General features: G+C 59.0%; 22 protein-coding genes. 18 read left to right on the top strand and 4 right to left on the bottom strand.

Annotated features, from left to right (window positions below; translation table 11 throughout):
• The first annotated feature begins 21 nt into the window (after nucleotides 1-21).
• Nucleotides 22-759 carry a polysaccharide deacetylase family protein gene (locus NKI63_RS02645; RefSeq protein ID WP_352820444.1) on the top strand — a complete coding sequence of 246 codons (738 nt, stop codon included), beginning with the start codon at nucleotides 22-24 and terminating at the stop codon, nucleotides 757-759.
• On the opposite strand, the gene NKI63_RS02640 is transcribed toward NKI63_RS02645, so the two are convergent.
• A complete protein-coding gene (locus tag NKI63_RS02640; RefSeq protein WP_352820442.1) occupies nucleotides 760-1,149 on the bottom strand; it encodes a DUF427 domain-containing protein in 390 nt (129 codons plus the stop codon).
• 126 nt (nucleotides 1,150-1,275) lie between these two features.
• Nucleotides 1,276-1,662 (bottom strand): hypothetical protein, encoded by a 387-nt coding sequence (locus NKI63_RS02635; RefSeq protein WP_352646135.1) that lies wholly within the window; start codon nucleotides 1,660-1,662, stop codon nucleotides 1,276-1,278.
• Between the two features lie 172 nt (nucleotides 1,663-1,834).
• Here NKI63_RS02635 and NKI63_RS02630 point away from each other — a divergent pair, with 172 nt between their 5' ends.
• Both NKI63_RS02630 and NKI63_RS02625 read left to right on the top strand, forming a co-directional pair.
• Nucleotides 1,835-3,463: a fatty-acid--CoA ligase gene (locus tag NKI63_RS02630; protein ID WP_352820441.1), complete on the top strand. Its 1,629-nt coding sequence runs from the start codon at nucleotides 1,835-1,837 to the stop codon at nucleotides 3,461-3,463.
• Between the two features lie 83 nt (nucleotides 3,464-3,546).
• Nucleotides 3,547-4,332 (top strand): DUF1499 domain-containing protein, encoded by a 786-nt coding sequence (locus tag NKI63_RS02625; protein WP_352777326.1) that lies wholly within the window; start codon nucleotides 3,547-3,549, stop codon nucleotides 4,330-4,332.
• Between the two features lie 13 nt (nucleotides 4,333-4,345).
• Here NKI63_RS02625 and NKI63_RS02620 read toward each other — a convergent pair whose 3' ends face one another.
• Entirely contained in the window at nucleotides 4,346-5,254 is a 909-nt protein-coding gene (locus NKI63_RS02620; RefSeq protein ID WP_352701510.1) for an MBL fold metallo-hydrolase, read from the bottom strand.
• A gap of 114 nt (nucleotides 5,255-5,368) precedes the next feature.
• Here NKI63_RS02620 and NKI63_RS02615 point away from each other — a divergent pair, with 114 nt between their 5' ends.
• The 12 genes from NKI63_RS02615 to NKI63_RS02560 all read left to right on the top strand — a co-directional run bounded on the left by NKI63_RS02615 (nucleotide 5,369) and on the right by NKI63_RS02560 (nucleotide 18,798).
• Nucleotides 5,369-5,959, top strand: a complete 591-nt coding sequence (locus NKI63_RS02615; protein ID WP_352478465.1) for a biotin transporter BioY — start codon at nucleotides 5,369-5,371, stop codon at nucleotides 5,957-5,959.
• 455 nt (nucleotides 5,960-6,414) lie between these two features.
• A complete protein-coding gene (gene nusG, locus NKI63_RS02610; protein WP_352777328.1) occupies nucleotides 6,415-7,005 on the top strand; it encodes a transcription termination/antitermination protein NusG in 591 nt (196 codons plus the stop codon).
• Nucleotides 7,006-7,154: 149 nt separating this feature from the next.
• Nucleotides 7,155-8,474 carry a UDP-glucose dehydrogenase family protein gene (locus NKI63_RS02605; RefSeq protein WP_352820438.1) on the top strand — a complete coding sequence of 440 codons (1,320 nt, stop codon included), beginning with the start codon at nucleotides 7,155-7,157 and terminating at the stop codon, nucleotides 8,472-8,474.
• Between the two features lie 113 nt (nucleotides 8,475-8,587).
• On the top strand, nucleotides 8,588-9,868 hold the full coding sequence (locus NKI63_RS02600; protein WP_352820437.1) for a sugar transferase: 1,281 nt from the start codon (nucleotides 8,588-8,590) through the stop codon (nucleotides 9,866-9,868).
• 100 nt (nucleotides 9,869-9,968) lie between these two features.
• A complete protein-coding gene (gene gmd, locus NKI63_RS02595) occupies nucleotides 9,969-11,063 on the top strand; it encodes a GDP-mannose 4,6-dehydratase (RefSeq protein WP_352820435.1) in 1,095 nt (364 codons plus the stop codon).
• Nucleotides 11,064-11,087: 24 nt separating this feature from the next.
• A complete protein-coding gene (locus tag NKI63_RS02590; RefSeq protein ID WP_352820433.1) occupies nucleotides 11,088-11,843 on the top strand; it encodes a glycosyltransferase family 2 protein in 756 nt (251 codons plus the stop codon).
• 127 nt (nucleotides 11,844-11,970) lie between these two features.
• Nucleotides 11,971-12,717: a methyltransferase domain-containing protein gene (locus tag NKI63_RS02585; protein ID WP_352820432.1), complete on the top strand. Its 747-nt coding sequence runs from the start codon at nucleotides 11,971-11,973 to the stop codon at nucleotides 12,715-12,717.
• A gap of 34 nt (nucleotides 12,718-12,751) precedes the next feature.
• Entirely contained in the window at nucleotides 12,752-13,864 is a 1,113-nt protein-coding gene (locus NKI63_RS02580; RefSeq protein WP_352820430.1) for a hypothetical protein, read from the top strand.
• Nucleotides 13,858-14,631, top strand: coding sequence for an FkbM family methyltransferase (locus tag NKI63_RS02575; RefSeq protein WP_352820428.1), 774 nt, complete (start codon nucleotides 13,858-13,860; stop codon nucleotides 14,629-14,631). Before NKI63_RS02580 ends, NKI63_RS02575 begins: the two co-directional genes overlap by 7 nt.
• Before the next feature lie 52 nt (nucleotides 14,632-14,683).
• On the top strand, nucleotides 14,684-16,090 hold the full coding sequence (locus tag NKI63_RS02570) for a lipopolysaccharide biosynthesis protein (protein WP_352820426.1): 1,407 nt from the start codon (nucleotides 14,684-14,686) through the stop codon (nucleotides 16,088-16,090).
• A 295-nt stretch (nucleotides 16,091-16,385) separates the two neighbouring features.
• On the top strand, nucleotides 16,386-17,366 hold the full coding sequence (locus tag NKI63_RS02565) for a glycosyltransferase family protein (RefSeq protein ID WP_352820424.1): 981 nt from the start codon (nucleotides 16,386-16,388) through the stop codon (nucleotides 17,364-17,366).
• Between the two features lie 157 nt (nucleotides 17,367-17,523).
• Complete coding sequence (locus NKI63_RS02560; RefSeq protein WP_352820422.1) at nucleotides 17,524-18,798, top strand: O-antigen ligase family protein; 1,275 nt, start codon at nucleotides 17,524-17,526, stop codon at nucleotides 18,796-18,798.
• A gap of 68 nt (nucleotides 18,799-18,866) precedes the next feature.
• On the opposite strand, the gene NKI63_RS02555 is transcribed toward NKI63_RS02560, so the two are convergent.
• On the bottom strand, nucleotides 18,867-19,685 hold the full coding sequence (locus NKI63_RS02555; protein WP_352820420.1) for a hypothetical protein: 819 nt from the start codon (nucleotides 19,683-19,685) through the stop codon (nucleotides 18,867-18,869).
• A gap of 406 nt (nucleotides 19,686-20,091) precedes the next feature.
• Between NKI63_RS02555 and NKI63_RS02550 the strand changes: the two genes are divergently transcribed.
• From NKI63_RS02550 to NKI63_RS02540, 3 genes are read left to right on the top strand one after another with little or no spacing between them, the layout of a single operon-like run.
• Nucleotides 20,092-20,904, top strand: coding sequence for a class I SAM-dependent methyltransferase (locus NKI63_RS02550; RefSeq protein WP_352820418.1), 813 nt, complete (start codon nucleotides 20,092-20,094; stop codon nucleotides 20,902-20,904).
• Between the two features lie 16 nt (nucleotides 20,905-20,920).
• Nucleotides 20,921-21,895: an NAD-dependent epimerase/dehydratase family protein gene (locus NKI63_RS02545; RefSeq protein WP_352777350.1), complete on the top strand. Its 975-nt coding sequence runs from the start codon at nucleotides 20,921-20,923 to the stop codon at nucleotides 21,893-21,895.
• A complete protein-coding gene (locus NKI63_RS02540) occupies nucleotides 21,892-23,067 on the top strand; it encodes a glycosyltransferase family 4 protein (protein WP_352820416.1) in 1,176 nt (391 codons plus the stop codon). The genes NKI63_RS02545 and NKI63_RS02540 overlap by 4 nt, the downstream gene beginning before the upstream one ends.
• Nucleotides 23,068-23,088 lie beyond the last annotated feature (21 nt).

Raw genomic sequence — 23,088 nt, 5'->3', positions numbered from 1 at the left:
CCGGCGACCTGGAAATAGTCAATGCGCCTGTTCCAAAAGCATTTTTGCGCCATTGCGATATCGCTGTGGGCTGCTTCTCCCAGCAACGCCCAGTTGCTCGTCGAACCGACGCTGCACATCAAGGCCGAGGCGGGCGGCGGCCGCGTCGCGCTGACGCTCGATGCCTGCGGCGGGCGGACCGATACAAGGATTCTCTCGGCGCTGGTGGAAAACAAGATTCCCGCCACCATTTTCGTCACCGGCATCTGGCTGAAACACAACGCCGCCGCCGTCGAGATCATGCGGGCGCATCCCGAACTGTTTGAATTGGAAAACCATGGCGGCCGCCACGTCCCGGCCGTCGACACGCCGCAAAAGATCTACGGCATTCGCAGTGCCGGCAGCCCGCAGGCCGTGCTGGCCGAGGTCGAATCAGGTGCTGCCGCTCTTGCCGCGACCGGCGAACCCGCGCCGAAATGGTTTCGCGGCGCAACCGCCGAATACAGCCCGTCGGCAATCGCGATGATACGCAAGCTTGGTTTCAAGATCGCCGGATTCTCGATCAACGGCGACGGCGGCTCATTGCTCGGTCCAAAAGAGACCGCCCGGCGCATTGCGGCGGCAAAGGACGGCGACGTCATCATCGCTCACATCAACCAGCCGACCCATGCGGCCGGCGAAGGCGTGGTGCAGGGACTTCTGGCGCTGAAGGCGAAGGGCCTCACCTTCGTGCGGCTCGACGAGGCCGACGGCGTCGGCGATGAAGGCACCACCGACTGATCAGCCGGGCGTGGCCTCGATCGTCACCTTGTTTGGATAGAACGCGCCGTGATCGCGGATACCGGCCATCTCGTCGAAGGGCCGTTCATAGGCCCACATCGCGTCCTTGCCGGCATCGCCGGCGGGCAGCACGCTCCAATAGCTGGCATCGCCCTTGTAGGGGCAATGGGTCGAGTGTTCGGTCTTGCCAAGCTGTTTGAAGTCGATGTCGTCGAACGGAATGTAGAAAACCGGAGGGTAGGGCGATTCGGCCAGCACTTTGACCTTGCGGGACGAGGCGATGACGGCATCGCCGGCGCGCACCGTCACGGTGCCCTTATAAGGCTTGACGGTAATGACCTTGTCCGGATTGCGTTGAAAGCCTGGTGCCGGGTTTGCGATCTGGTCCATGTCGGGTCTCCTTGCCTCAACCCAAGATGTGTCTGGCAAGAGCCTCGCGCAAGAGCTGCCTCCCACCAGGCGGGGTCGCCCGCAGTTGGCAAGTCTTGCGCTCGCCTCCGGTAGCCCGCCTGGAAATCAGGCCGCGGCCTGGAATGCGTCCATCAGCCCGGCATAGGCGGCGGCAATGCCGGCCACCGGATTGGTGCTTTTCGCGGTGGTCTCGACCTTCAGCGCACCACCGCTGGCCGGCAAGGTGAGCAGCAGGAACTGACGATTGCCGCCGTCGCCGACGCAGGCGGCAGCGACATGCTGGCTTTCGCCCTCGTTCTCGACGCACATCTTGAACAAGAGCGTGCCGCCGACCGCTTCGAGGGCGCCACCGACGACCTCGACGAATTCATCTTCGGAAACGGTTTTGGCGTCGGGCACCAGATCGGCCTGCGCGACGTCGGCGGCCACCAGATCGGCCAGACTTTCAGCAAGCGTATTTTCGAGGGCTTCGTCGTCGAGCTGCGCGTCCATGCGACACCTCTTTCATTAGCCAATCGCGCCCCGCCCGTTAATCAACGTTAACGCCGAGGATGGCCGGATTGTGGCGAATTCGGCCTCATTTCGCCCTATGCACCGCTCCAGCCCGGTCACCGCTGGACAATTCGCCGGTTCGTCCCACAATGGCGCAAACGGGAGGAACAAGATGCTCGGGTTGATGCAGGAATGGCCGCTGCTTTGCCATAAGCTGATCGACAACGCCGAGAGGCAGCACGGCAGACGCGAGATCGTGTCGCGCTCGATCGAGGGGCCGATCGTGCGCAGCACATACGCCGAAATCCATCATCGCGCCCTGAAGGTCGCCGAGCGGCTCGATCGTGACGGCTTCGGGCTTGGCGACCGCATCGCCACCCTGGCCTGGAACACCGCGCGCCACATCGAGGCCTGGTACGGCATCATGGGTGTCGGCGCGATCTATCACACGCTCAACCCGCGGCTCTTTCCCGAGCAGATCACCTGGATCATGAACAATGCGGAGGACAAGGCGATCTTCGTCGACCTGACCTTCCTGCCGCTGCTCGAAAAGATCGCCGGCGCGGTCAAGTCGCTGAAGCAGGTTATTGTGCTGACCGACACGGCGCATATGCCGGAGACTGCGCTGTCCAATGTGGTTGCCTATGAAGAATGGCTTGCTCAAGCCGACGGCAACTTCGCCTGGAAGACATTCGATGAGAACACCGCCGCCGGCATGTGCTACACCTCGGGCACGACGGGCGACCCGAAGGGCGTCCTCTACAGCCATCGTTCGAACGTGCTGCATGCCATGATCGAAGCGATGCCCGATGCCATGGGCCTGTCGTCGCGCGATACCATACTGCCGGTCGTGCCGATGTTTCACGCCAACGCCTGGGGCCTTGCCCAGAGCGCGCCGATGATTGGCGCCAAGCTGGTCATGCCCGGCTGCAAGATGGATGGCGCCTCGCTCTACGAGCTGCTCGACACCGAGAAGGTGACCTTCAGCGCCGCTGTGCCGACGATGTGGATGATGCTCCTCCAGCACCTGGAAGAGACCGGCAAGAAACTTCCCTATCTCCAGAAAGTCGTCATAGGCGGCGCGTCTTGTCCACGCGCGATCACGACGAAGTTCCAGGACAATTACGATGTCCAGGTCGTCCACGCCTGGGGCATGACCGAGATGTCGCCGCTCGGCACGCTGTGCACCCTGAAGCCGGACTACGCCGGGCTGAAGGGCGAGGCCCGCCTCGGCGTCCAGCAGAAGCAGGGCTTTACACCGTTCGGCATCGAAATGAAGGTGACGGACGACGCCGGCAACGAACTGCCATGGGACGGCAAGACCTTCGGCCGGCTCAAGGTCCGCGGGCCGGCCGTCGCGCGAGCCTACTATGGCGGCATCGGATCCGAACAGTTCGATCAAGACGGCTGGTTCGATACCGGTGACGTCGCGCACATCGATCCCTGCGGCTATATGCAGATTACCGACCGCGCCAAGGATGTGATCAAGTCGGGCGGCGAATGGATCTCGACCATCGAGCTCGAGAACGTCGCGGTCGGCCATCCCGATGTGGCAGAGGCCGCCGCCATCGGCATTCCGCATTCCAAATGGGGCGAGCGGCCTTTGCTCGTGGTCGTCCGCAAGCCGGGCAGGGAGCCGACCAAGACGGACATTCTCGCCTTCATGGACGGCAAGGTGGCGAAGTGGTGGATGCCGGACGACGTCGCCTTTGTCGGCGAAATCCCGCATACCGCTGCCGGCAAGATCCAGAAGATTACCTTGCGCCAGCAGTTCCAGGATTATCACCTGCCGACGGATTGACCGGAGATGCGGCGTCTTTGCGCCTTCAAGCCGCCGCTGAAAGGCACTATGCCTTTGTTCGGGTTGGGGCAGCGCGGAAAACAATGACGGGAATTCCCGAGCGACAAACGTCGAGGGCTGCCGGTTGGTCGCGGCGCGCCGGCGCGTTTTCGGCAGTCCTGCTGCTGACCGCTCTCGTCGGCCATCGCTATGACTTCGTCGAGACCCCAGCTTTCCTATGGGTGCTTGGCATTGTCGCCTTGCTGGCCGCATTTGCGCTTCTGTTTGCCGGATTTGCCTTTGCGCGATTGTGGAATTTCGGCGATCGGGGCGGCCACGACCTGACCGCCGGCGCCTTGCTGGCGCTTCTGGTGCTCATTCCTTACGGCGTCGCGGCCTATTGGGCGGCGACTTATCCGCCGCTGCGCGACATCTCGACGGATCTGGACGACCCGCCGGTGCTCGATATTTCTACCCGATCAAAGGACATGAACGAGCTTTTGCCGCCGACGCCCGGCGAGCAGCGCCTGCAAATCGAAGCTTATCCGCTCGTTACCGGACGCAGCTACACCTTGCCTTTCGATCGCGTTCTGGAGGCGGTCAAAACCGTGCTCGATCGGCGCGGCTGGCAGCTCACGGCGCCATTCCCCGACGCAGCAGGGCAAAGCGACGTGACGGTCGATGCGCTGGCCAAGAGCTTGCTGCTCGGCCTTCCCGCCGATGTCGCCATCCGCGTGACCGACGACGGCGACGTGGTCATCGTCGATATGCGCTCGGCCTCGCGTTACGGCCGCCATGATCTTGGCGACAATGCAGCGCGCATCACGGACTTCCTTGCCGAACTCGACCAGGAAGTCGCCGGCCAGGTGGGCGTGGCGCCGGCGGAATGATATCGGGAGGGTACTACTTTACCGGCGAATAGATGCCGTCGATAGCCGGCGCGCCGTCGGTGTGGACCAGGCCGCGCGCCACCAGGTCTTCCAGATGGGCAAGTACCGACAGGCCGGCCGCGCCATGCAGGCGCGGGTCGGTGTCTCGATAGATCACCTCCACCATGTCCTTGATTGCCCGGTCGCCGCTGTTGATCCGCTCCAGAATTGCCCGTTCGCGCATTTTGCGATGCGTTTTCAATCCGCGCATGAAGTTGCGCGGCTCGGTCACCGGCCCGCCATGGCCGGGCAGCAGCAGCCGGTCGTCGCGTTCGATCAGCCGGTCGAGCGATGTCATGTAGTCCGCCATCGCGCCGTCCGGCGGCGCGACGATCGTGGTTGCCCACGCCATGACGTGGTCGGCCGAGAAAAGGATGCCGGTTCCCTCCAGCGCAAAGGCTGCGTGGTTGGCGGTATGGCCGGGCGTCAGCACCGTCCGGATCGCCCAGCCGTCGCCGTCGATCACCATATCGTCTGGCAGCGCGATGCCAGGAGCAAAGTCGGTGTCGGCGCTGGCATCGAGCGGACTGACCTCGCCGGTACGCAACGGCCGCGCCGGACGATGTCGGCCTTCCGCCAGAACCGCCGCACCCGTATGCTGCTTCAGCCGCGCCGCCAGCGGCGAATGGTCGCGATGCGTGTGGCTGACGAAGATATGGCTGACCGGCCTGGTCCCGATCGCTTCGAGCAGTGTTCTAAGATGTGCCTCGTCATCCGGTCCGGGATCGATCACCGCCAGTGTCTCACGTCCGACGATATAGCTGTTGGTTCCGTGAAAGGTGAACGGGCTTGGGTTCCTGGCGGTGATCCGAAGGACGTCGGGTGCAACGGCTACGCCCTGGCCGTAGGCAGGGTCGAAGTGTGTGTCGAATTTCAGTGCCATGCGAACGTCGCGACCTTTTTTGGGGCGAGGGCAAAACCGATTGCCGCTTAGCACGGAAGCCAATATAGGAAAACGCAAGGCCGCGTTCGGCGGCAATCCGGAACGGGGAAGACCATGGCAATTGCAACGACGATGCGTCCGCTCATTTCTCTCGCTTTGCCCGAAAAGGGCGCAGCCCGCCTGGCGGGACAGCTTCTGCTGGCGTTCGCCGGAACGCTGCTGCTGGTCTTGTCGGCCAAGACCAAGGTCATGCTCGGTCCGGTCGATATCTCAATGCAGACGCTCGCCGTCTTCCTGATCGCTGCCTCCTTCGGCATGCGCCTCGGCGTCGCAACGCTGCTTCTCTACATGGCTGAGGGCGCGATGGGCTTTCCGGTCTTCCAGAGCACGCCGGAAAAAGGCATCGGCATCGCTTACATGCTGGGTTCGACCGGCGGTTATCTAGCCGGCTTCGTCGTCATGGCGGCGATCGTCGGCTGGGCTGCCGACCGTGGCTGGGATCGCCATCCTATCAAGCTCTTCAATGCCATGCTGGTGGCCGAGATCGTCATGATGGCAATGGGCTTTGCCTGGCTGGCGCTGTTGATCGGCCCGGAAAAATCCTGGCAGTTCGGGGTGGTGCCCTTTATCGTCGGTGATCTGATCAAGGTTGCGCTGGCCGCGAGCCTGGTGCCAGCTGTCTGGTCGCTGCTGAAGCGTTCGTGAAGCCGGTCGAGCGGAACTTAAGTCAAAAACGGACCTGCATGTTGCATCGCTGTCGCCATGTTATTGCCTGAAGCCCCATGACTCGATGGTGACCCGTTCTGCGCGAAAATCTGCCGAATGGTTTTCGCCGTAGTTGGTGCGGCCGTGCAGGATCTGTGTCGCTGGCGGCAGGCTTGTGCGCGACGCCATCCGTCACATTAGCTTCAAGTCGACGGACTAAGTACCAGAACCAACGGGCGATTCGTCACGACCAGCGTAACCAAGCACTTCCGTATGGAAATAAATTGCTCGACATAGCATCTCAGCCAGCTGAAAAAGAAAGCGGCTCGGTGATTATTTAGGCACAGCTAAATTTCTGGGCAATGTGTAGGAAATTCTTAACCCAACCGCCTTGACTCTAGTGGCTTGGTTGTTTGCTGGTATCCACACACTGTCGTAACCGTTGAGCTGAGATCATGCCGCCGACCGCCGAAGGGAGACACGTGAGTAGCGCGGAAAAAACAACGAGCAAGGCAACAATCCCGTCGCCTGAGCCGACCGCCGCGCCGGCAACCCGCTGGTATGCGGCCAGCGTCTTTCCCGGAAAGGAGCACGTTGCCGAGCGGCATCTCCGGATCCAGGGGTTCCAGCCCTTTGTGCCTCGCTGCGAGAAAACCGTGCGTCATGCCAGGCGGCTCGAAACACGAGTTGCGGCTTATTTCCCCGGTTACATGTTCATCGCCCTTGACGTCGCGCTGCAACGTTGGCGCTCGATCAACGGAACGTTCGGTGTGCGCTCCCTCGTCATGCAGGGGGACCGGCCTTTGCCTGTCCCCTCCGGTCTGGTAGAGCGCTTCATTGCATTGACCGGCAGGCATGGCCTGCTTGATTTCAGCGGCGGCCTCGCAGCCGGCGCTTCGGTTCGGATCCTTTCCGGCCCTTTCGCAGAAATGATCGGTCGCCTTGACCGGCTCGATCCAGCCGGAAGAGCTCGGGTTCTGGTTGCCATCATGAATGGCGAGATACCTGTCGATCTGGATACCAGGGATCTCGTCGCCATCGCATAGCCGTAAGCACCGAGGTGCGGCGAGGCGATGCAAATTGTTGTAGGATCGGCTCTCGGGTTTTTCACCCGGGAGTGCGGTAGCCGTTCTTCGGTGGGACTAGGCGCTGTGTGGCGAGATCGTCTCGTCGGCGCTGATTGAGGGTGCGCGGTATGCGAATAACAATGATTGGTGCCGGCTATGTAGGGCTCGTCTCGGGCGCCTGTTTCGCCGACTTTGGCCATCAGGTCTGCTGCGTCGACCGGGATGCGGAAAAACTTGCCATGCTCAAACTAGGCAAGATACCGATCTACGAGCCAGGGCTTGACGACCTCGTCACCACCAACGCCGCGCAAGGCCGCTTGCGTTTCGACGACAACCTGGCCGACGCCGTTTCTCAATCGGATGTCGTCTTCATTGCCGTAGGCACGCCATCACGGCGTGGCGATGGCCATGCCGACCTGTCCTTCGTCTATGACGCGGCCGCCGAAGTTGGTCGCGCGCTCAAGGGGTTTACGGTCGTGGTGACGAAATCGACCGTCCCCGTCGGGACCGGCGATGAAGTGGAACGGATCATCCGCGAGCAAAATCCCACCGCCGATTTTGCGGTGGTCTCCAATCCGGAATTTCTTCGCGAGGGATCGGCGATCGAGGATTTCAAGCGGCCCGACCGCATCATTGTCGGCACCGATGCCGACCGGGCCAAAGCCGTCATGGGCGAGATCTACCGCCCGCTCTCGCTGAATGTCGCGCCGATATTCTACACGAGCCGGCGTACGGCTGAGCTTACGAAATATGCCGGCAACGCATTTCTGGCCATGAAGATCACCTTCATCAACGAAATAGCCGATCTCTGCGAGCGGTTGGGAGCCGATGTGCAGGACGTCGCGCGTGGCATCGGCATGGACAACCGCATCGGCGCAAAGTTTCTTCATGCCGGGCCGGGCTATGGCGGTTCCTGTTTCCCGAAAGATACGCTGGCACTGGTCAAGACCGCGCAGGACGCGGCAAGCCCGGTGCGGCTGATTGAAACGACTGTCTCGATAAACGACCAGCGCAAACGGGCGATGGCGCGCAAGGTGGTCGAGGCCTGCGGCGGCTCGGTTCGCGGCAAGACCATCGGTATCCTGGGCCTTACGTTCAAGCCGAACACCGACGATATGCGCGATGCCCCCTCATTGGCCATCATTCAGGCCCTCAAGGACGCCGGCGCCTCGATCAAGGCCTATGATCCGGTCGGCATGGAGCAGGCACGCAAGATGATAGAGGGCATTGAATTCGGAGAGAGCGCTTACGCGGCGGCCGAGGGCTCGCATGCGATCGTCATCGTCACCGAGTGGAACGCGTTTCGGTCACTGGATCTGAAGCGGCTCCGCGCACTCATGGCGACGCCGGTAATGGTCGACCTGCGAAACGTCTACCGCGGCGAGGACGTCGTGAAGGAAGGCATAGCCTATTCGAGCGTCGGCCGAGAGCGGCATGTTGTCAGGTGAACGTCCAGCAACTTGGAGTTCGAGTTGCCAGGGTTGTGCAGAGAACAATGAAAGCAGCCAAAACGCATTTGGAAGAAACTTAGATCCAGTAGCCCGCAAGAGAGCGTTTTAACTTGAACATAGTCATGATGAATCGGCCGAGACAGCGGCACCTTGTGCACAGGGTCAGGTTTCAACTCCTGGGCGGTTTGGCGTTCGCAATCCTGCTTCCCGCGCTGATCCGGATTCTGGTTGACCCATCCCTTGCGTATTATACAAACCTGCAGATTACGATCTTTGCGGGCATCGTTGCTCATACAATAGGTTACTTCTCTTTTCGGCGCATAGGTAATTTTCCGGGTATTGCAGCTTCTGGTTATATCTTTCCGACATTTGCATTGTCGTATGGGTTTGTTTATTTGGTCATTTTCTTAGCGAGAATTGAATATAGTGGCTTCCAGGCGGCCAGCAGCTTGACGTTGTCAATTCTCTGGTACTTTGTGCTGACCATCATAAGCCGGCGTCTTGACCCTTACAGTCTTGCTGTGGTTCCAGGCGGCGCCGTTGGTCGCCTAGAGGAGATAGGTGGGGTAAACTGGCATTGGCTTGTTTCCCCTGACATGATCATTGAACGCGTCAACGGCGTCGTTGCCGATCTGCGGGCGGATCTGTCCGACGATTGGGAGCGCTACATAGCCGATCGGGCACTTGCGGGAGTTCCGGTCTACCATGTCAAGCAAATCACCGAATCGCTGACTGGCCGCGTCGAAATCGAGCATTTATCCGAAAACACGCTAGGCTCGATTAATCCCAACCAGGCCTATATCAAGATCAAACAGGCGATCGACTGGGTCTGTGCGCTGTCGGCGCTGGTCGTGCTGGCGCCTTTGCTATTGTTGATCGCGCTGATGATCAGGCTGGAATCTCCCGGACCCGCCATATTTCGCCAGGAGCGCCTGGGCTTCGGCGGAAAATCATTTACGGTCTACAAGTTCCGGACGATGACCGTCAGTGAACCTGAGGCGGCAAACGTTCGCAGTCTCGCCGTCACCAAGCCAGGTGACAGCAGGGTTACCCGGCTCGGTCGCTTCCTTCGCAGAAGCAGAATTGACGAACTGCCGCAGTTGATAAATATCGTTCGTTCGGAAATGAGCTGGATCGGGCCTCGCCCCGAGGCGACAGTGTTGTCATCCCATTATTCGGTAGCGTTGCCATTCTACCGCTACCGAAATATCGTCCGTCCCGGAATTTCCGGGTGGGCTCAGGTGAATCAAGGATATGTCTCGGAGGACGACGACGAGACCGAGAAGCTGCACTATGATTTCTACTACATCAAGAATTTCTCGCCGTGGCTTGATTTCGTCATCGTGTTGAGAACGTTGAAAACTCTGCTAAGTGGGTTCGGATCTCGATAGAGACCGTGCTGAATTTTGCCTCCATCAAAATTTATCTGTCGAACACAGCGCCAGGACAATGCGTGGCCATCATGTGTTTAAAGCTGCCGAAGGGTATGAAATGAGCCGAAAAACCGCGCTAATTACAGGCATCACCGGCCAGGATGGTGCCTACCTCGCCGACCTCCTGCTCGCCAAGGGATATGCAGTCCACGGCATCAAGCGGCGTTCGTCGTCTTTCAATACGGGCCGTATCGATCATCTCTATCAAGACCCGCATGAAACCGGCGTCAATTTTTCGTTGCACTATGGCGACATGACCGATGCGACGAACCTGATCCGCATAATCCAGGAAGTGCAGCCTGACGAGATCTACAATCTCGCCGCGCAATCGCATGTCCAGGTGAGCTTCGAGACCGCAGAATATACGGCGAATGCCGACGCAATCGGCACATTGCGGCTTCTGGAAGCCATCCGGCTGCTTGGCCTGACAAAAAAGACGCGGTTCTATCAGGCATCGACCTCCGAGCTCTATGGCAAGGTGCAGGAAGTTCCGCAGACGGAAACGACGCCTTTTTACCCTCGCTCGCCCTATGCGGCCGCAAAGATCTATGGCTACTGGATCACGGTGAACTACCGCGAAGCCTATGGCATTCACGCCTCCAACGGAATTCTGTTCAACCACGAGAGCCCAATGCGGGGCGAAACATTCGTGACCCGCAAGATCACCCGAGCCGCCGCGGCGATCAGCCTCGGCCTTCAGGACAAGCTTTATCTCGGCAATCTCTCCGCCGAGCGCGATTGGGGACATGCGCGCGACTATGTCGAAGGCATGTGGAGGATCCTTCAGCAGGAAACCCCGGACGACTATGTGCTGGCCACAGGGATCAAGAACTCCGTTCGGAAATTTGTCGAACTCGCCTTCGCCGAAGTTGGGGTCCGCATTCAGTGGAACGGTTCCGAGGTTGACGAAAAGGGTGTCGACACGAAAACCGGCCGAATATTGGTCGAGGTCGATCCGCGCTATTTCCGGCCGACCGAGGTCGACCTGCTGCTCGGTGACCCTTCGAAGGCCGAGCGGATCCTTGGCTGGAAGGCGACGACGTCACTAGATGAGATGGTGCGCGAGATGGTTCAATCCGACCTCAAGGTGGTGGCGCGCGAATTCGAGCATCGCCGGCTTGACGAAGAGCACAATCGCAAAGCGGCCCGGTAGCCGCGACGAGCCCCCCCCGCGAAGATGAAGATTTCCGTTCTAACGGTCTGCTGGAATTCGGCGGCGACGATTCGTCATACGCTCGACAGTTTCTTTGCCCAGGATCACGAGGACAAGGAACTGATCGTCGTCGACGGTGCCTCGACCGACGAGACGCTCGCGATTGTCCGCTCCTATACTGGGCAAGGATTGCAGGTCATCAGCGAGCCCGACCGCGGCATGTATGACGCGTTGAACAAGGGGCTGGCGCTTTGCACGGGGGAGGCGATCGGGGCCCTTAACGCGGACGACGCATTTCACGATGCTTCCGTGCTCGGCAAGATCAGCGAGGCGCTTGCTGAAAGCGATATCGTCCACGGCCACCTCGACTTCGTTGAAAATCATGAAAGCAAGCGAGTGGTCCGCCGCTGGCGAGCAGAGCCAAGACCCAGTGACGGGTTCCGCTCCGGCTGGATGCCTGCCCACCCGACCTTCTATGTCCGCCGCGCCGTTGCCGAAAAGAACGGGCCGTTCGATCTGACGCTCAAAGTCTCCTCGGACTACGACTGGATGCTGAGGGCCGTCGAGCTCCATGGCTTCAGGATCGCGACAATCGATCAGGTCCTCGTCGACATGATGGTCGGAGGCGCCAGCACAAGGAGCTTCCGTTCGCATATCGGGCACAACCTCGAAGCGTTGCGTGCCAGGCGCCGTTGGCTCGGCTCCGGCGCTGTCGACTATGCGCTCATCGCCAAACCGGCGCGGAAAATCCGGCAGTTCGTTTTCGCGCGGCGAGGCTAGGCCACAATACAGGCAACATAGGCGCCCTGAACCTTCTACCCTGTTGGGCGAGCGTGTTTGGGCGGCCATCAAGTCATGGTGGACGCGACGCTATCTGCGAGTAAGACCCGTGTAGAAAGGGGAAACGGTGGTTCTCAAGAGGTTTATTGGTTGGAACAGGAACGCCGCAGCGTGGCTCGAACGTCGCTTTTCTAAGGTTTTCGGCGCCCCGTCCTACAAGGCGGAGTTGGAGCGTCGAATTGCTAAGGACGTTGCTCGTCTAAAACCGTCGGCGATCCTTGAGGTCGGCGGGATCGATCGACCGCTTCTCCGGCGGGATATGGGTTTCACGTATATCGGGCTCGACATAGAAGAAAAACCAGATTGCTATCTCATCTACGATCGCTTTGTTGTCCAGTCGATTGAACAGCAAGTTGAGGTCGAGGCAGATATGCTTATCTCGATCACGCTGATGGAACATGTGCCGAACAACAAAGCGGCAGCGCGCTCGATGTTTTTAGCGCTGCGGCCGGGCGGCGTGATGCACCATTATATTCCTTCGAAATGGCATCCCTATTCGGTAGCGCTGCGGCTCGTGGGGCCGGCTCTTCAAAAATGGCTGATCCCGCACCTGCGACCGTCGGCCGTCGGCGTTACTGGCTATCCGGCGTTTTTCGACCATTGCTCTCCTTCGGAGATGGCGGAGTTGTTTCGCAGTCAAGGGTTCGAGCAGGTCGACGTTATGTCATTTTACCGCGCTAGCGACTATTTCGCTTTCTTCCTGCCTGCCTACCTTTCCGTCGCTTTGTTCGAGAATCTTTGTGCGGCCTTGAACTGGCGCCTTTTCTGTTCCGGCTTTGTCATTAGTGCTGTAAGACCTAATCTGGCGGTTTGACTCCGATCACTCGTTCCCTGACGGCTAACTATCATTGCATAACCCCAAAGAAAATTTGATCTACGCTGTTGCGACCAGTGGCCATCGACAGTCGTATCTCGACACGCTGAGCGAGCTTTTCTCATTCGAGCCTATATCGGAATCAATGAGCTTTCCGGTTTTTCGCCGACTCTTGGCTGCGGAGCGCCTGCTGTTCGCCACTCTTGACGACAACATGATGTCTTTTGGGATGATCGCGGTCGTCCGCAGCATACTCGGCCGTCCGACTGCCGGGCTGTTCTTGCGCGCACAGAAATGTTTCGAGAGTGATCGCTGGTATTACGCACTCAAGCGCCATGCCTTTCGCGCGTTGCGGTGGCTTCCGGGCCTGACGATCGCGTCTATAACGCCGTTCGATGTAGCGCCGCGCCATGCTGAGGTTGCGCATTGCGGAGTGTTCGATCCTCAATACTGGGATTTGCATGATGGGGAAGCCATTCGTCGGCCGGGAAGAACCGCCCTGTCGGAGGAGATTCTGGCCCGCGCAGGAGGAAGGCAAATCTTGTGTGCCGTTGGCACGCTTGGGGCGAACAAAGGGCTCGCCCTCCTTGCCGAAACGCTGGAGCGTTACCCCGATATCGCCAAGAGCACCCTCGTCGTCGGAGCAGGTCGGGTGGCGGCAGAGTCCGCCGCTCTCGCGGCGCGGATGACAACTGCCGGAGCTATGATTTACGACAGCTTTATCACAGACCCAGAACTCGAAAGCCTTTACGGTGTTGCCGACATGATCTGGGTCTGCTATGCGCCGGCCTATGATCAGGCATCCGGCGTGTTCGGCCGCGCGATGCAGTTCGGTGTAGAGCCGATCGTACGCGAGGGGTCGATGATCGCCGCTTTCGCCACTCTAAACGGCATCGACCATCTTCCAGTTACCTATGGAGACCACGAGGCGCTAGCCGGGCTGTTGCGCAGCCGTCTCGGGCGATCAGGACCGACCAAATCCTCGTTTCAAGTTGCTCGTTGCATACTCATCGGCGGCTGGAGACGGCAGTTCGTTAGGACAATCAGCGGTGCGCTGGGCGTAACCCCTTTCGGTAAAAGAGGCGATCGAGAGGGGCATGTCACAGAGAATGAGTCATACCAACGGGGTCGAACAGATTCATGCTAAACTTATTGTCTGAGCTAAGCGGCAAACGAAAAACAATGCTCCGAGAGTTGGGGCGTAAGGTTGGATTAGAGGTCAGGCTCAACGCACTCAATGCTCGTAACGATCTGCGACTTGCATATTTTCTAAAGGTCTTCAATATTGATCTAGTCTTGGACATAGGAGCGAACAGAGGGCAATTCGCGCAAGAGCTGTTCAACACAGGCTACTCCGGGCGGGTCGTGTCCTTTGAAGCACTGCCAGACGCTCACAAACGGCTGAAAGAAGCCGCTGAACGACAGAAGTATTCATGGATAGTCGCGCCTCGTGTCGCCCTAAGTGATCAGCCCGGCACTGCGCAATTTCACGTTACCGAGGCTGACACTTCAAGTTCCTTGTTCGCGCCAAAGGAGAGCTTTGTTGCCTCAACCCCGCAAGCTCGTCCAGTCGAGGTGATCGAGGTTCCGACCGCCCGGCTCGATGATATTGTTGGAGAGATCGGGCTATCTGTTGAAAACTGCTTTCTTAAGATGGACGTTCAAGGCGGCGAGTCCCTGGTGTTAGCGGGCGCTCCCAATGTCCTTGGCACTGCCAAGGGGTTGATGACAGAATTGTCGTTGAGACCCCTGTACGACGGCCAGCCCTCGGCACAGCGTTTGCTTGAAGCCATCTACGAAGCCGGGTTCGAGATTTGGGATGTTTGGCAAGGGTATCGCGATCCGCGAAGCCATCGACTTAACCAGATCGATATCGTTTGTTTTAAGCCTAACAAGACGAGCTCCCTTGCATGATCTGGCTCGCACAGTTTCAAGCTCGCACCATACTGCTCGGATCGGAAAGCCCATGATCGTTGCGAGCGTGCGCAGTCTTCCTGCCCGTTTTACTCCAGGTAGCCTCTCTCGCAACAGCCTGTTCGCCCTCGGGCAGAGCTTGACAGTAGGGGTGTGCGTGTTTCTAGCCTACCGGCTAGTGATTACCCATGCCGGGCTCGAACGGTTTGGTTTGTGGTCGCTGCTTCTCGCGGGATCTTCGATGGCCCGCATAGGTGATATTAGCGGCGGCGGTGCTCTTGCGCGTTTCGTCGCTGCCGCTTTGCGAGGCGACGACCCGCAACGCTCAAGTTTCGTCGTGCATACCGTGATTCTGACCAGCCTTGCGCTCAACGCAGCCATCGCCTTGGCAGTGTGGGTTGCCGCGCCACTCGCTCTGCCGCTTTTCGTTGCCCCAACTCTTCTGGTCGAGGCTCATGCGCTCATGCCTTATGTCGTCGCCTCAATGGTGCTCTCGGCATTGGCGGCCGCCGTCACCTCGGGCATTGATGGCGCCCAGCGTGCTGACCAGCGGGCATTGGTCGTTGTCGCGGGGGCGCTGGTTTTTTTTGGAGCTTGCATTTTGCTGGTGCCGCGCCAAGGCGTCTTTGGCTTTGGCGTCGCGCAGGTGCTGCAACAGGCGACGGTAATCGTGCTCGGTTGGTTGGTCTTACGCCGGCATGTCGCCGACCTGGGTTGGCTACCGCGGCGCTGGCGGCGCGACGCCTTTGCTGAGACCACCGGTTATGCCGTAAAGTTAAACGCCATCGGCCTGACCGGACTGATGTTTGAGCCGTTGGCCAAGTTCGCGTTCAACCATGCGGCTGGACCGGGTCTTGTCGCATTGTACGAGCTTGCTTCGCGCCTTGTCGTACAGGTTCGGGGACTGGTGGTTTCGGCGGCAATGCCGCTCGTGCCTGCCTTCGCTGCCCGGACGGGGACCAGCGATCCCGCTTTCCAGCAAATGCTAGAGAGGGCGACGCGGATCGCGAATCCTGCCGCTATCGGCACGGCTGTTGTTACGCTTGCCGGCGCGCCCGTGATGAGCCTTGTCGTGTTGGGACGAATTTCGCCCGACCTTCTTGCCATGAATGCAGCACTGACCGCCGGATGGTCGATCAATATTCTAGTTGTGCCGATCTATTTCGCCGCGCAAGGGCTGGGCATTTTGCGCTGGAATTTTGCAAGTCACGCTGCCATCGCACTGTCGGTGCTAATAGGGACGTTTCTTCTCGTTCCGGCATTCGGTCCCCCAGGACTTGTTAGCGCAATCGTTATGGGCCTTACCTCGAGCATGCTTATAGTGCTATTTGGTAACGCACATGCTTTCGATGCGATGGGCATGGTGAGGAGATGCGGCGTGCACTTGCTGGGGGGCAGCGTCACAATTGCGATGCTGTGTTCGGTGGCATTGGTACTTGCTCTGCTGACGAGAGTTTAAAATGACGAGGTTGCTCATTAAACCAGCACTCTTGTCGCGTCGACATGGTGCGTCGGTTCCGCCCCGCCTTAGATTTCTTCCGGAAGATATTCCAATACGGCAGAGCAAGGTTTGATCGGCCTTTGAACGACCTCGGCGGTTCATTGTTCTCCATATGTCCGTCGCTGCTCTCCTTGTAAAATGTCAGCAAGGGCTACACATGCGAATTTTTCAAAATTCTGGGCTCTCGACGAGCTATCGCTCCCGACTCGCAGATCTTGTGGCGGGGGTTCGTGGATTCGAGCAGCAAAGACAATTGTTTCTGAACGATCGCTACGGGGCGGCACATATTCTCTTTCCGATACTCGAAGGCCGCCAAGAAGCCTTTTTTACGAATGGCGACGACGAATCGTTGCAGCGCGCGTGGGCACGCGAAAACGGGCTGAACCCACATACGCCGCTGGCCGACATCCTTCTTGCCCAGATAGAGCATCACAACACGGACGTTTTCTATAATCTCGATCCATATCGTTATGATGCGTCTTTCGTGGGTCGCTTGCCGGGGCATGTGAAGCGAAAAATTGCATGGCGAGCCGCACCTGGCAAGATTGATTTCTCAGGCTATGACCTCGTGCTTTGCAACTTCCCATCCATGCGAAAGCTTTGGGAGGAGCAGGGCGCCAGGACGGCTCATTTCTTTCCCTCACATGATCCGGAACTCGATACCCTCGCCGCGAACCGGCATAGGGACATAGATGTCCTTTTCTTCGGTGGCTACAGCCGTCACCACCAGCGTCGGCGGCAGATCCTGGAAGCTGTCGCACGTCTTTCCAATCACCGCCGCGTTGTTTTCCATTTGGATCTATCACGCTACACGCCGCTTGCCGAGACGCCGCTAGGCTGGTTCGGTCCGCTGAAGGCGGTGCGCCGTCCGCCTGCGATCCGCAATATCAGCGCGCCTCCCGTATTCGGTCGCGCCATGTACGAACAACTTGGAAGAGCCAAGGTCGTGGTCAACGCCTCGATAGACATGGCGGGCCCGGATCGTGGCAATATGCGCTGTTTTGAAAGCATGGGTGCAGGCGCTCTGCTGGTTTCTGATTCTGGTATCTATCCAGCACCGATGCGCGATGGGGAAACCATGATCGTCTATGACCAGCCGCAAGACGTATCGAAAACAATCGAACGGCAACTGGACAAGGGGAGCTGGGATAGGATCGGTTGGGCGGGTAACCGTGCGATTCGCGAGGAATACAGCAAGAAACGCCAATATGAGCGGTTTCTAGAACTGGCATAGCGTCGCGCGATCCGCGTTCGTTTGCGTCCTGCGGCAACATCCTGCGATCCGGAATTTCTTGCGCACTGAACAGTCCCTGCAGCAAACTCGCTGGCCGGCTTTGGGTAATGCGCATTGGCCTGGCTAATGCCAGCCCGTTGTCTCGTCGGGGCGAGGCATGGTATTGAAAGTGCCAGTTTCAACCGGCGCCGTCATCTTCATGCATGCCAATAAACACGTTCCGATCTACAAGGACTTGTGGGCCTGGAGCTTTGCCTTGGCAGTTGCCGGCTATCCGCTGGTCGGACTCCTTTCATCTGTGACCGGGAGAGAAGATGAAAAGTTTTCAATTATTTTTCGCATTCTAGTGGTTGGCCTCTGTGGGCTCTCATTCTTGATTTCGGACCGGCAAAAGGGCTGGCGGTTCGGTGACGTATGGCTATTTTCTTTTTTTGGGCTTTACATAATGAAGCTCGGCATCGATGTGAGCTACAGCATTGATGGGGCGTCGGATGCCCTTGTATTTGCCACTGTCACCTCGATCGTACCTGCGGCTTTTCTGGCCCTGTCAACCAACACATGGTCAGAGGTCAATGTAGCATGGGCGCTTTTTGCTGTCGGGACATTGACCGTGGCGGGTATCATTTGGCTTCAGTATAGCGGCTCCAATGCAGTGCTGATTGATAACACCGATCGCGTTTATTTCGAGAGGTTGAACCCTATTTCTGTGGGCCATGCCGGCCTAACTGCCCTTATCTCGTCATATGCTTTGATAAGAATACCTCAAAGGACAAGCGTCAGGATGCTCATCCTAACTGTAGTTGCCGGAGCTGCAACCACTATTTATCTGGCGTCCGCTCGCGGCCCACTTGTCACCTTGGCATGTTGCATCATTTTGCTTCCTGCGCTCCGTCCTAAATTTACGACCATGTTACTGTCTTTTTTGTTCCTTGCGAGCGCCGTGTTGGTTTTGGCGATCACAGACATAACACCATTGCTGGACAAGTTCCATTTGACGGTGATTGGAAAGGACAATTCAACGACCGAACGGCTGGGATCGATTTCGTTGTCGTGGGACCTGTTTCAACAAAACCCGCTGTTTGGCTACGGAACGCAACTGCCGTTGTTCCTCTACCCCCACAATATGTTAGTGGAGATCCTTCAGGCCATGGGGCTTCTCGGCATGACGATCTTCGCGATGGTTTTCGCGAAGATAGGAGTGGCGGTAAAGTTTTTGGCCGACAGGCGTTTGGTGCTTTTGCCATTGTTGACCGCGCAAGCCATCGTAGGAGCGCAATTTTCCGGGTCGCTATGGGGCTCGGCGTCCCTTTGGATTATCGTCACGGTCTTGATGTTTCGCGTCAACGCAATGAGACAATTTGATTTTTGGGCACATCGACGTGCGATGTGGCGCCCCTATGCCTCTGGTGAGGCGCCCAGCGGGGCTAGATAGCTGGACATGTGGTGCTTAGCAGCGAAAATGCATCGCCATGCAAGGCCGTTAATACTATTCGCCAACAGTTAACGGGTTCCGTTAAGCTCGCTGAGGAATCTCAACGTAGCCTGCCACCACTCGGCTTTTTCGTCCCATTTCGCAGGCCCATCGCTTGGACCGCCACGCATCGTGCCCCAGATGACGATCCCGTCGGCCAATCTTCTGCAAGTGTCGAGTTGAGCATACCAGAAATCGCCGGGCAGGAAGGCGAGGGTCTTATGCAACTGCGGCCATAGGAAGCAGTAAACCGGCTTTCCTTGGGCGACCCGTCGGGCTTCACCGATGTTGGCTTGCGCATAGGCTATCCAGGCATCCTGATCCCCGTAAAACGTGTAGAGGGATGGAAACAGCGCGTCGACGTAGGGGACAAGGGCGGAGGCGATCCTGGTGTTTTGCTGCTTCCAGTCCTCCTGAGCCGCAGCACCATCATGGCCGATCGCCCTCCAATGATCCCTGATCGGCATGACGCCGTAGAAGCCGAGCTTGACGTTCGGGTCTGCCCTTCTGAAAACGCTCAAAGTTTGTTGATATTTAGCAATTGAAGATGCTTGATCCGGGCCTTCCAACGGCCAGTTTTCGATGTCGATCACCAGGAAATGGTTGCTTCTTGGCAGTTCTAGAGCTTGCCGCACCTGGTTGGCATTCGGCACGTCCAATCCCAGGACGTGTGGATCCGCAATCGTGAGATGGTCCAGGCCGAACGAGCGGAAATCTTTTGGCCCGTTCTCAAACAGCAAAGTCTCGAAGACCTTGAACGGTTCGCGCGTCTGCGACGTCGCGGGCCACGTGCCGGCCAAAAGGCACATCACACAGGACATCGTCTTGAAAAACGAGACGTTGCGCATCCGGCCTCGCCAATTCGCGAACGTTTGCGCTGGTGAAAATCGCATGGATTGAATTCCTCATGACCTGAACTTGACGAGTCAAGAAACGGTAGCGTAGCTGGAAAATTCGAACAACGTCCTGGTGAAAGAGGGGTTGCATTGTCGCAGGGTGACAGGGGCAGGCCGTGCTTCTTAGCAGCCGGAAATTATCCACGGTGGAACAGTGGACGAGCGAAGCACGCAAGCCTATGACCGAGGCGCTGCTGCACGCGCCAATCTGGGCTCGCCGCGGCTGTTGTGGACGCATCTGACAAATCTGACGAGGAGATCGAGATCGCTGTGACCAAGAACGTGCCGCCTCACGCCGTTGCCGAACATCCGGCGCGGATCATTCAGCGCGTGGTTTCTCTCGATGCCTGAAATGGCCATGACTTGGGAAGATGCCGTCCGCTGGTGCATGAACGAGCCTTCGATGAAGGATCTCGCCCGCGCCGCCTATTTCGATGATCCGGTCGCCGCGGCGCAGCGTTACCACGAAAGTGCGGAGTTTCAGGCGGTTCGCGGCATGATCCCGCGCAAGCCGGGACGTGCTCTCGATCTCGGCGCCGGCAATGGCATCCTCTCTTATGCCATGGCGCGCGAGGGCTGGTCGGTAACCGCTGTCGAGCCCGATCCCAGCGCGCTCGTCGGTGCCGCTGCAATCCGGACACTTGCCGAAAAGACCGGCACGCGCATCGATGTGATCGAAGCGTTCGGTGAAGCGATCCCATTGAGCGCTGCAGGCTATGATCTCGTCGTCGCCCGGCAGGTGCTACATCATGCGCATGACCTGCCGGCGTTCTGCCGTGAAGTTGCGCGTCTGTCCCGCGATGGCGCGACGTTCCTGTCGTTGCGCGACCATGTGATTTCCGGACCGAAACAACTGGAACCGTTTCTGCGCGCTCATCCGTTGCATCATCTCTACGGCGGGGAGAATGCCTTCACGCTGGCAAGCTACCGCGCTGCTCTCGAAGGGGCAGGGCTGACGATCGATCGTGAAATGAACTCTTTCCAATCGGTTGTGAATTATGATCCGATGACAGCATCCGAAATTCGCGAGAGGCTCGCTGCGGCCTTCGGTCCCCTGTCGGGGCTCGCGCGCCTGACTTTGTCCCCACTGCCCTTCAGTGCCGTTGCCGCGGCAGCGGCACTGCTTGACCGCCGGCCCGGGCGGCTGGTCTCTTTCCTTTGTCACAAGTAGGGGAAGGGCTGATTTGGTGGCGAAGTTGAACGAGGCGAAGCCTGTCTGGGTGACTGGAGCCGGTGGCTTCATCGGCCTGCACCTGTCGCGATTTCTTGCCCAGCAGGGCCAGGTTGTCCTTGGCTTCGGCCGAAGCGAAGCGCCTGGGTTCGCCATCGCAACTGGCGGCGCTTTTTTTTCCGGCGGCGTGACCGCGGAAACGATGGGCGCTGCTCTGGCCGCATATGGTCGCCCGGCGGCCGTATATCATCTGGCAGGCGGCTCTACGGTAGGCCGGTCGATTGCCGAGCCGCTGAAGGACTTTGAACAAAGCGTCGGTTCCACGGCTTGTGTCCTCGATTTCCTGCGTCGCCACGCACCCGGGGTCTCCGTCGTTCTCGCATCGTCCGCCGCCGTCTATGGCGGTGGCCATTTCGGCCCGATCGGTGTCGATGCAGCGCTCGACCCCTATTCCCCTTACGGCTATCACAAACGCATGGTGGAGGAGTTGGGCCGGTCATATTGCACGACATATGGGCAACCGGTCTCGGTTGCACGGCTTTTCTCCGTCTACGGCGAGGGGCTGCGCAAGCAACTTCTCTGGGACCTCTGCGGCAGACTCGCGGCCGGCGAAACCGACATTGTGCTTGGTGGCACCGGAGCGGAAATGCGGGATTGGCACCATGTCTCGGATGTCGTGCGATTGATCCATCGCGTCTTGCCCGCCAATGCAGCAAGCTTCGCTGTCTATAATGGCGGTGCGGGCGCCGCCGCGTCCGTCAGCACGATTGCCGGGATGGTCCTGGAAGCCTGGGGCGGGAAGCATCGCCTCTCCTTTTCAGGAGAATCCCGGCGGGGCGACCCTGTCAACCTGATCTCGGATCCGTCGGGTGTCCCGGAGGGGCTTCGGCTGCAGGTGCCGCTCGGCCAGGGCATTGCGGGATATGTCGATTGGTACCGCGCCGAGGTTCTCGGCGAGCCGGTCGGCGATTTGCGACGCTTCGCGCCTTGATCACCGTCGGCTTCACACTCATCGGCCGCGGAACCTGGTCAGGCGGCGAGTCCTATCTACGCAATATGCTGAGCGTCATCGCCTCCGAGCTGGGCGGTAAGGTTCAGGCGAAGCTGTTTTTGACGCCCGAGCAGCGCGCGAGCGTTGGCGCATCCTTTGATCACATGTTGGCCGCGCCGGCTATCGTCGACGACCGGGTCACGGGCGCCGGGCTTGGCAAGCGAGGGCTGATCGCTTTCGCTGGCGGAACTGACCGCCCTTTTGCCGATCTTATGGTCGCACACGCCGTCGATCTCGTATTTGAAGTCGCTCAGTGGTTCGGCAACCGATTTCCACTGCCGGTCATTTCCTGGATTCCGGATTTTCAGCACCGTCGCCTGCCCCACCTCTTTCCGCGTCGCGCCTGGTGGCGCAGAGATCTCGGCTTCCGTCTGCAGACGTCCGGCAATCGCACGATAATGCTCTCCAGCGAGGATGCGCTTGCCGATTGCGGAACATTCTACCCGGCCTCGCGCGGCAAGACTGCCGTGGTGCGCTTCGCCATCGATGTCGATCCAGGCGCCGTCATGGCGCGCACCGAAGCCGCACGCCGGGCGCACGATCTGCCCGAGCGCTTCTTTTTCCTGCCCAACCAGCTTTGGATCCACAAGAATCACGGACTGGTTGTCGACGCGTTGAGGCATGTAGACCGGCTTGGGGCGTTGGATTCAGTGCCACCGATAGTCCTCACGGGGCGCACGACCGACCCACGCGATCCGACCTTGTTCAAGCGTCTGATGGGCCTTGCGCAAACGTATCGGGTTGAGAGCCGTTTTCGACACCTCGGATTGATCCCTTATGACGACGTCGTCGCCCTGATAGGTGCAACGGACTGTTTGATAAACCCGTCCCATTTCGAGGGGTGGTCGACCACCGTTGAAGAGGCGAAATCGCTGGGCGCGCCCATGTTGCTGTCCGACATCCGGCTGCATCGCGAGCAGGCTCCGGACGCGCTCTTCTTCCCGCCGGACAACGCAGAAATCCTGGCGCAGCGGCTCCTTGAAATCGGGCGGCAGCCGACTGTTGTCCGCGACAGTGTCACTGTGCTGCAAGGCCGGCAACAGGTCCGCCGACGGGGTTATGCAGCAGCACTGCTTGCCTTGTTTGAAAAGACCAAAACCGCCGCGCGTTGATTGTTGAATCGGGAGTGAGGA

The sequence above is a fragment of the Mesorhizobium sp. M0410 genome, from assembly GCF_040321435.1.
GTDB lineage: Bacteria > Pseudomonadota > Alphaproteobacteria > Rhizobiales > Rhizobiaceae > Mesorhizobium.
This window is presented reverse-complemented; position numbering and strand designations above follow the sequence as displayed.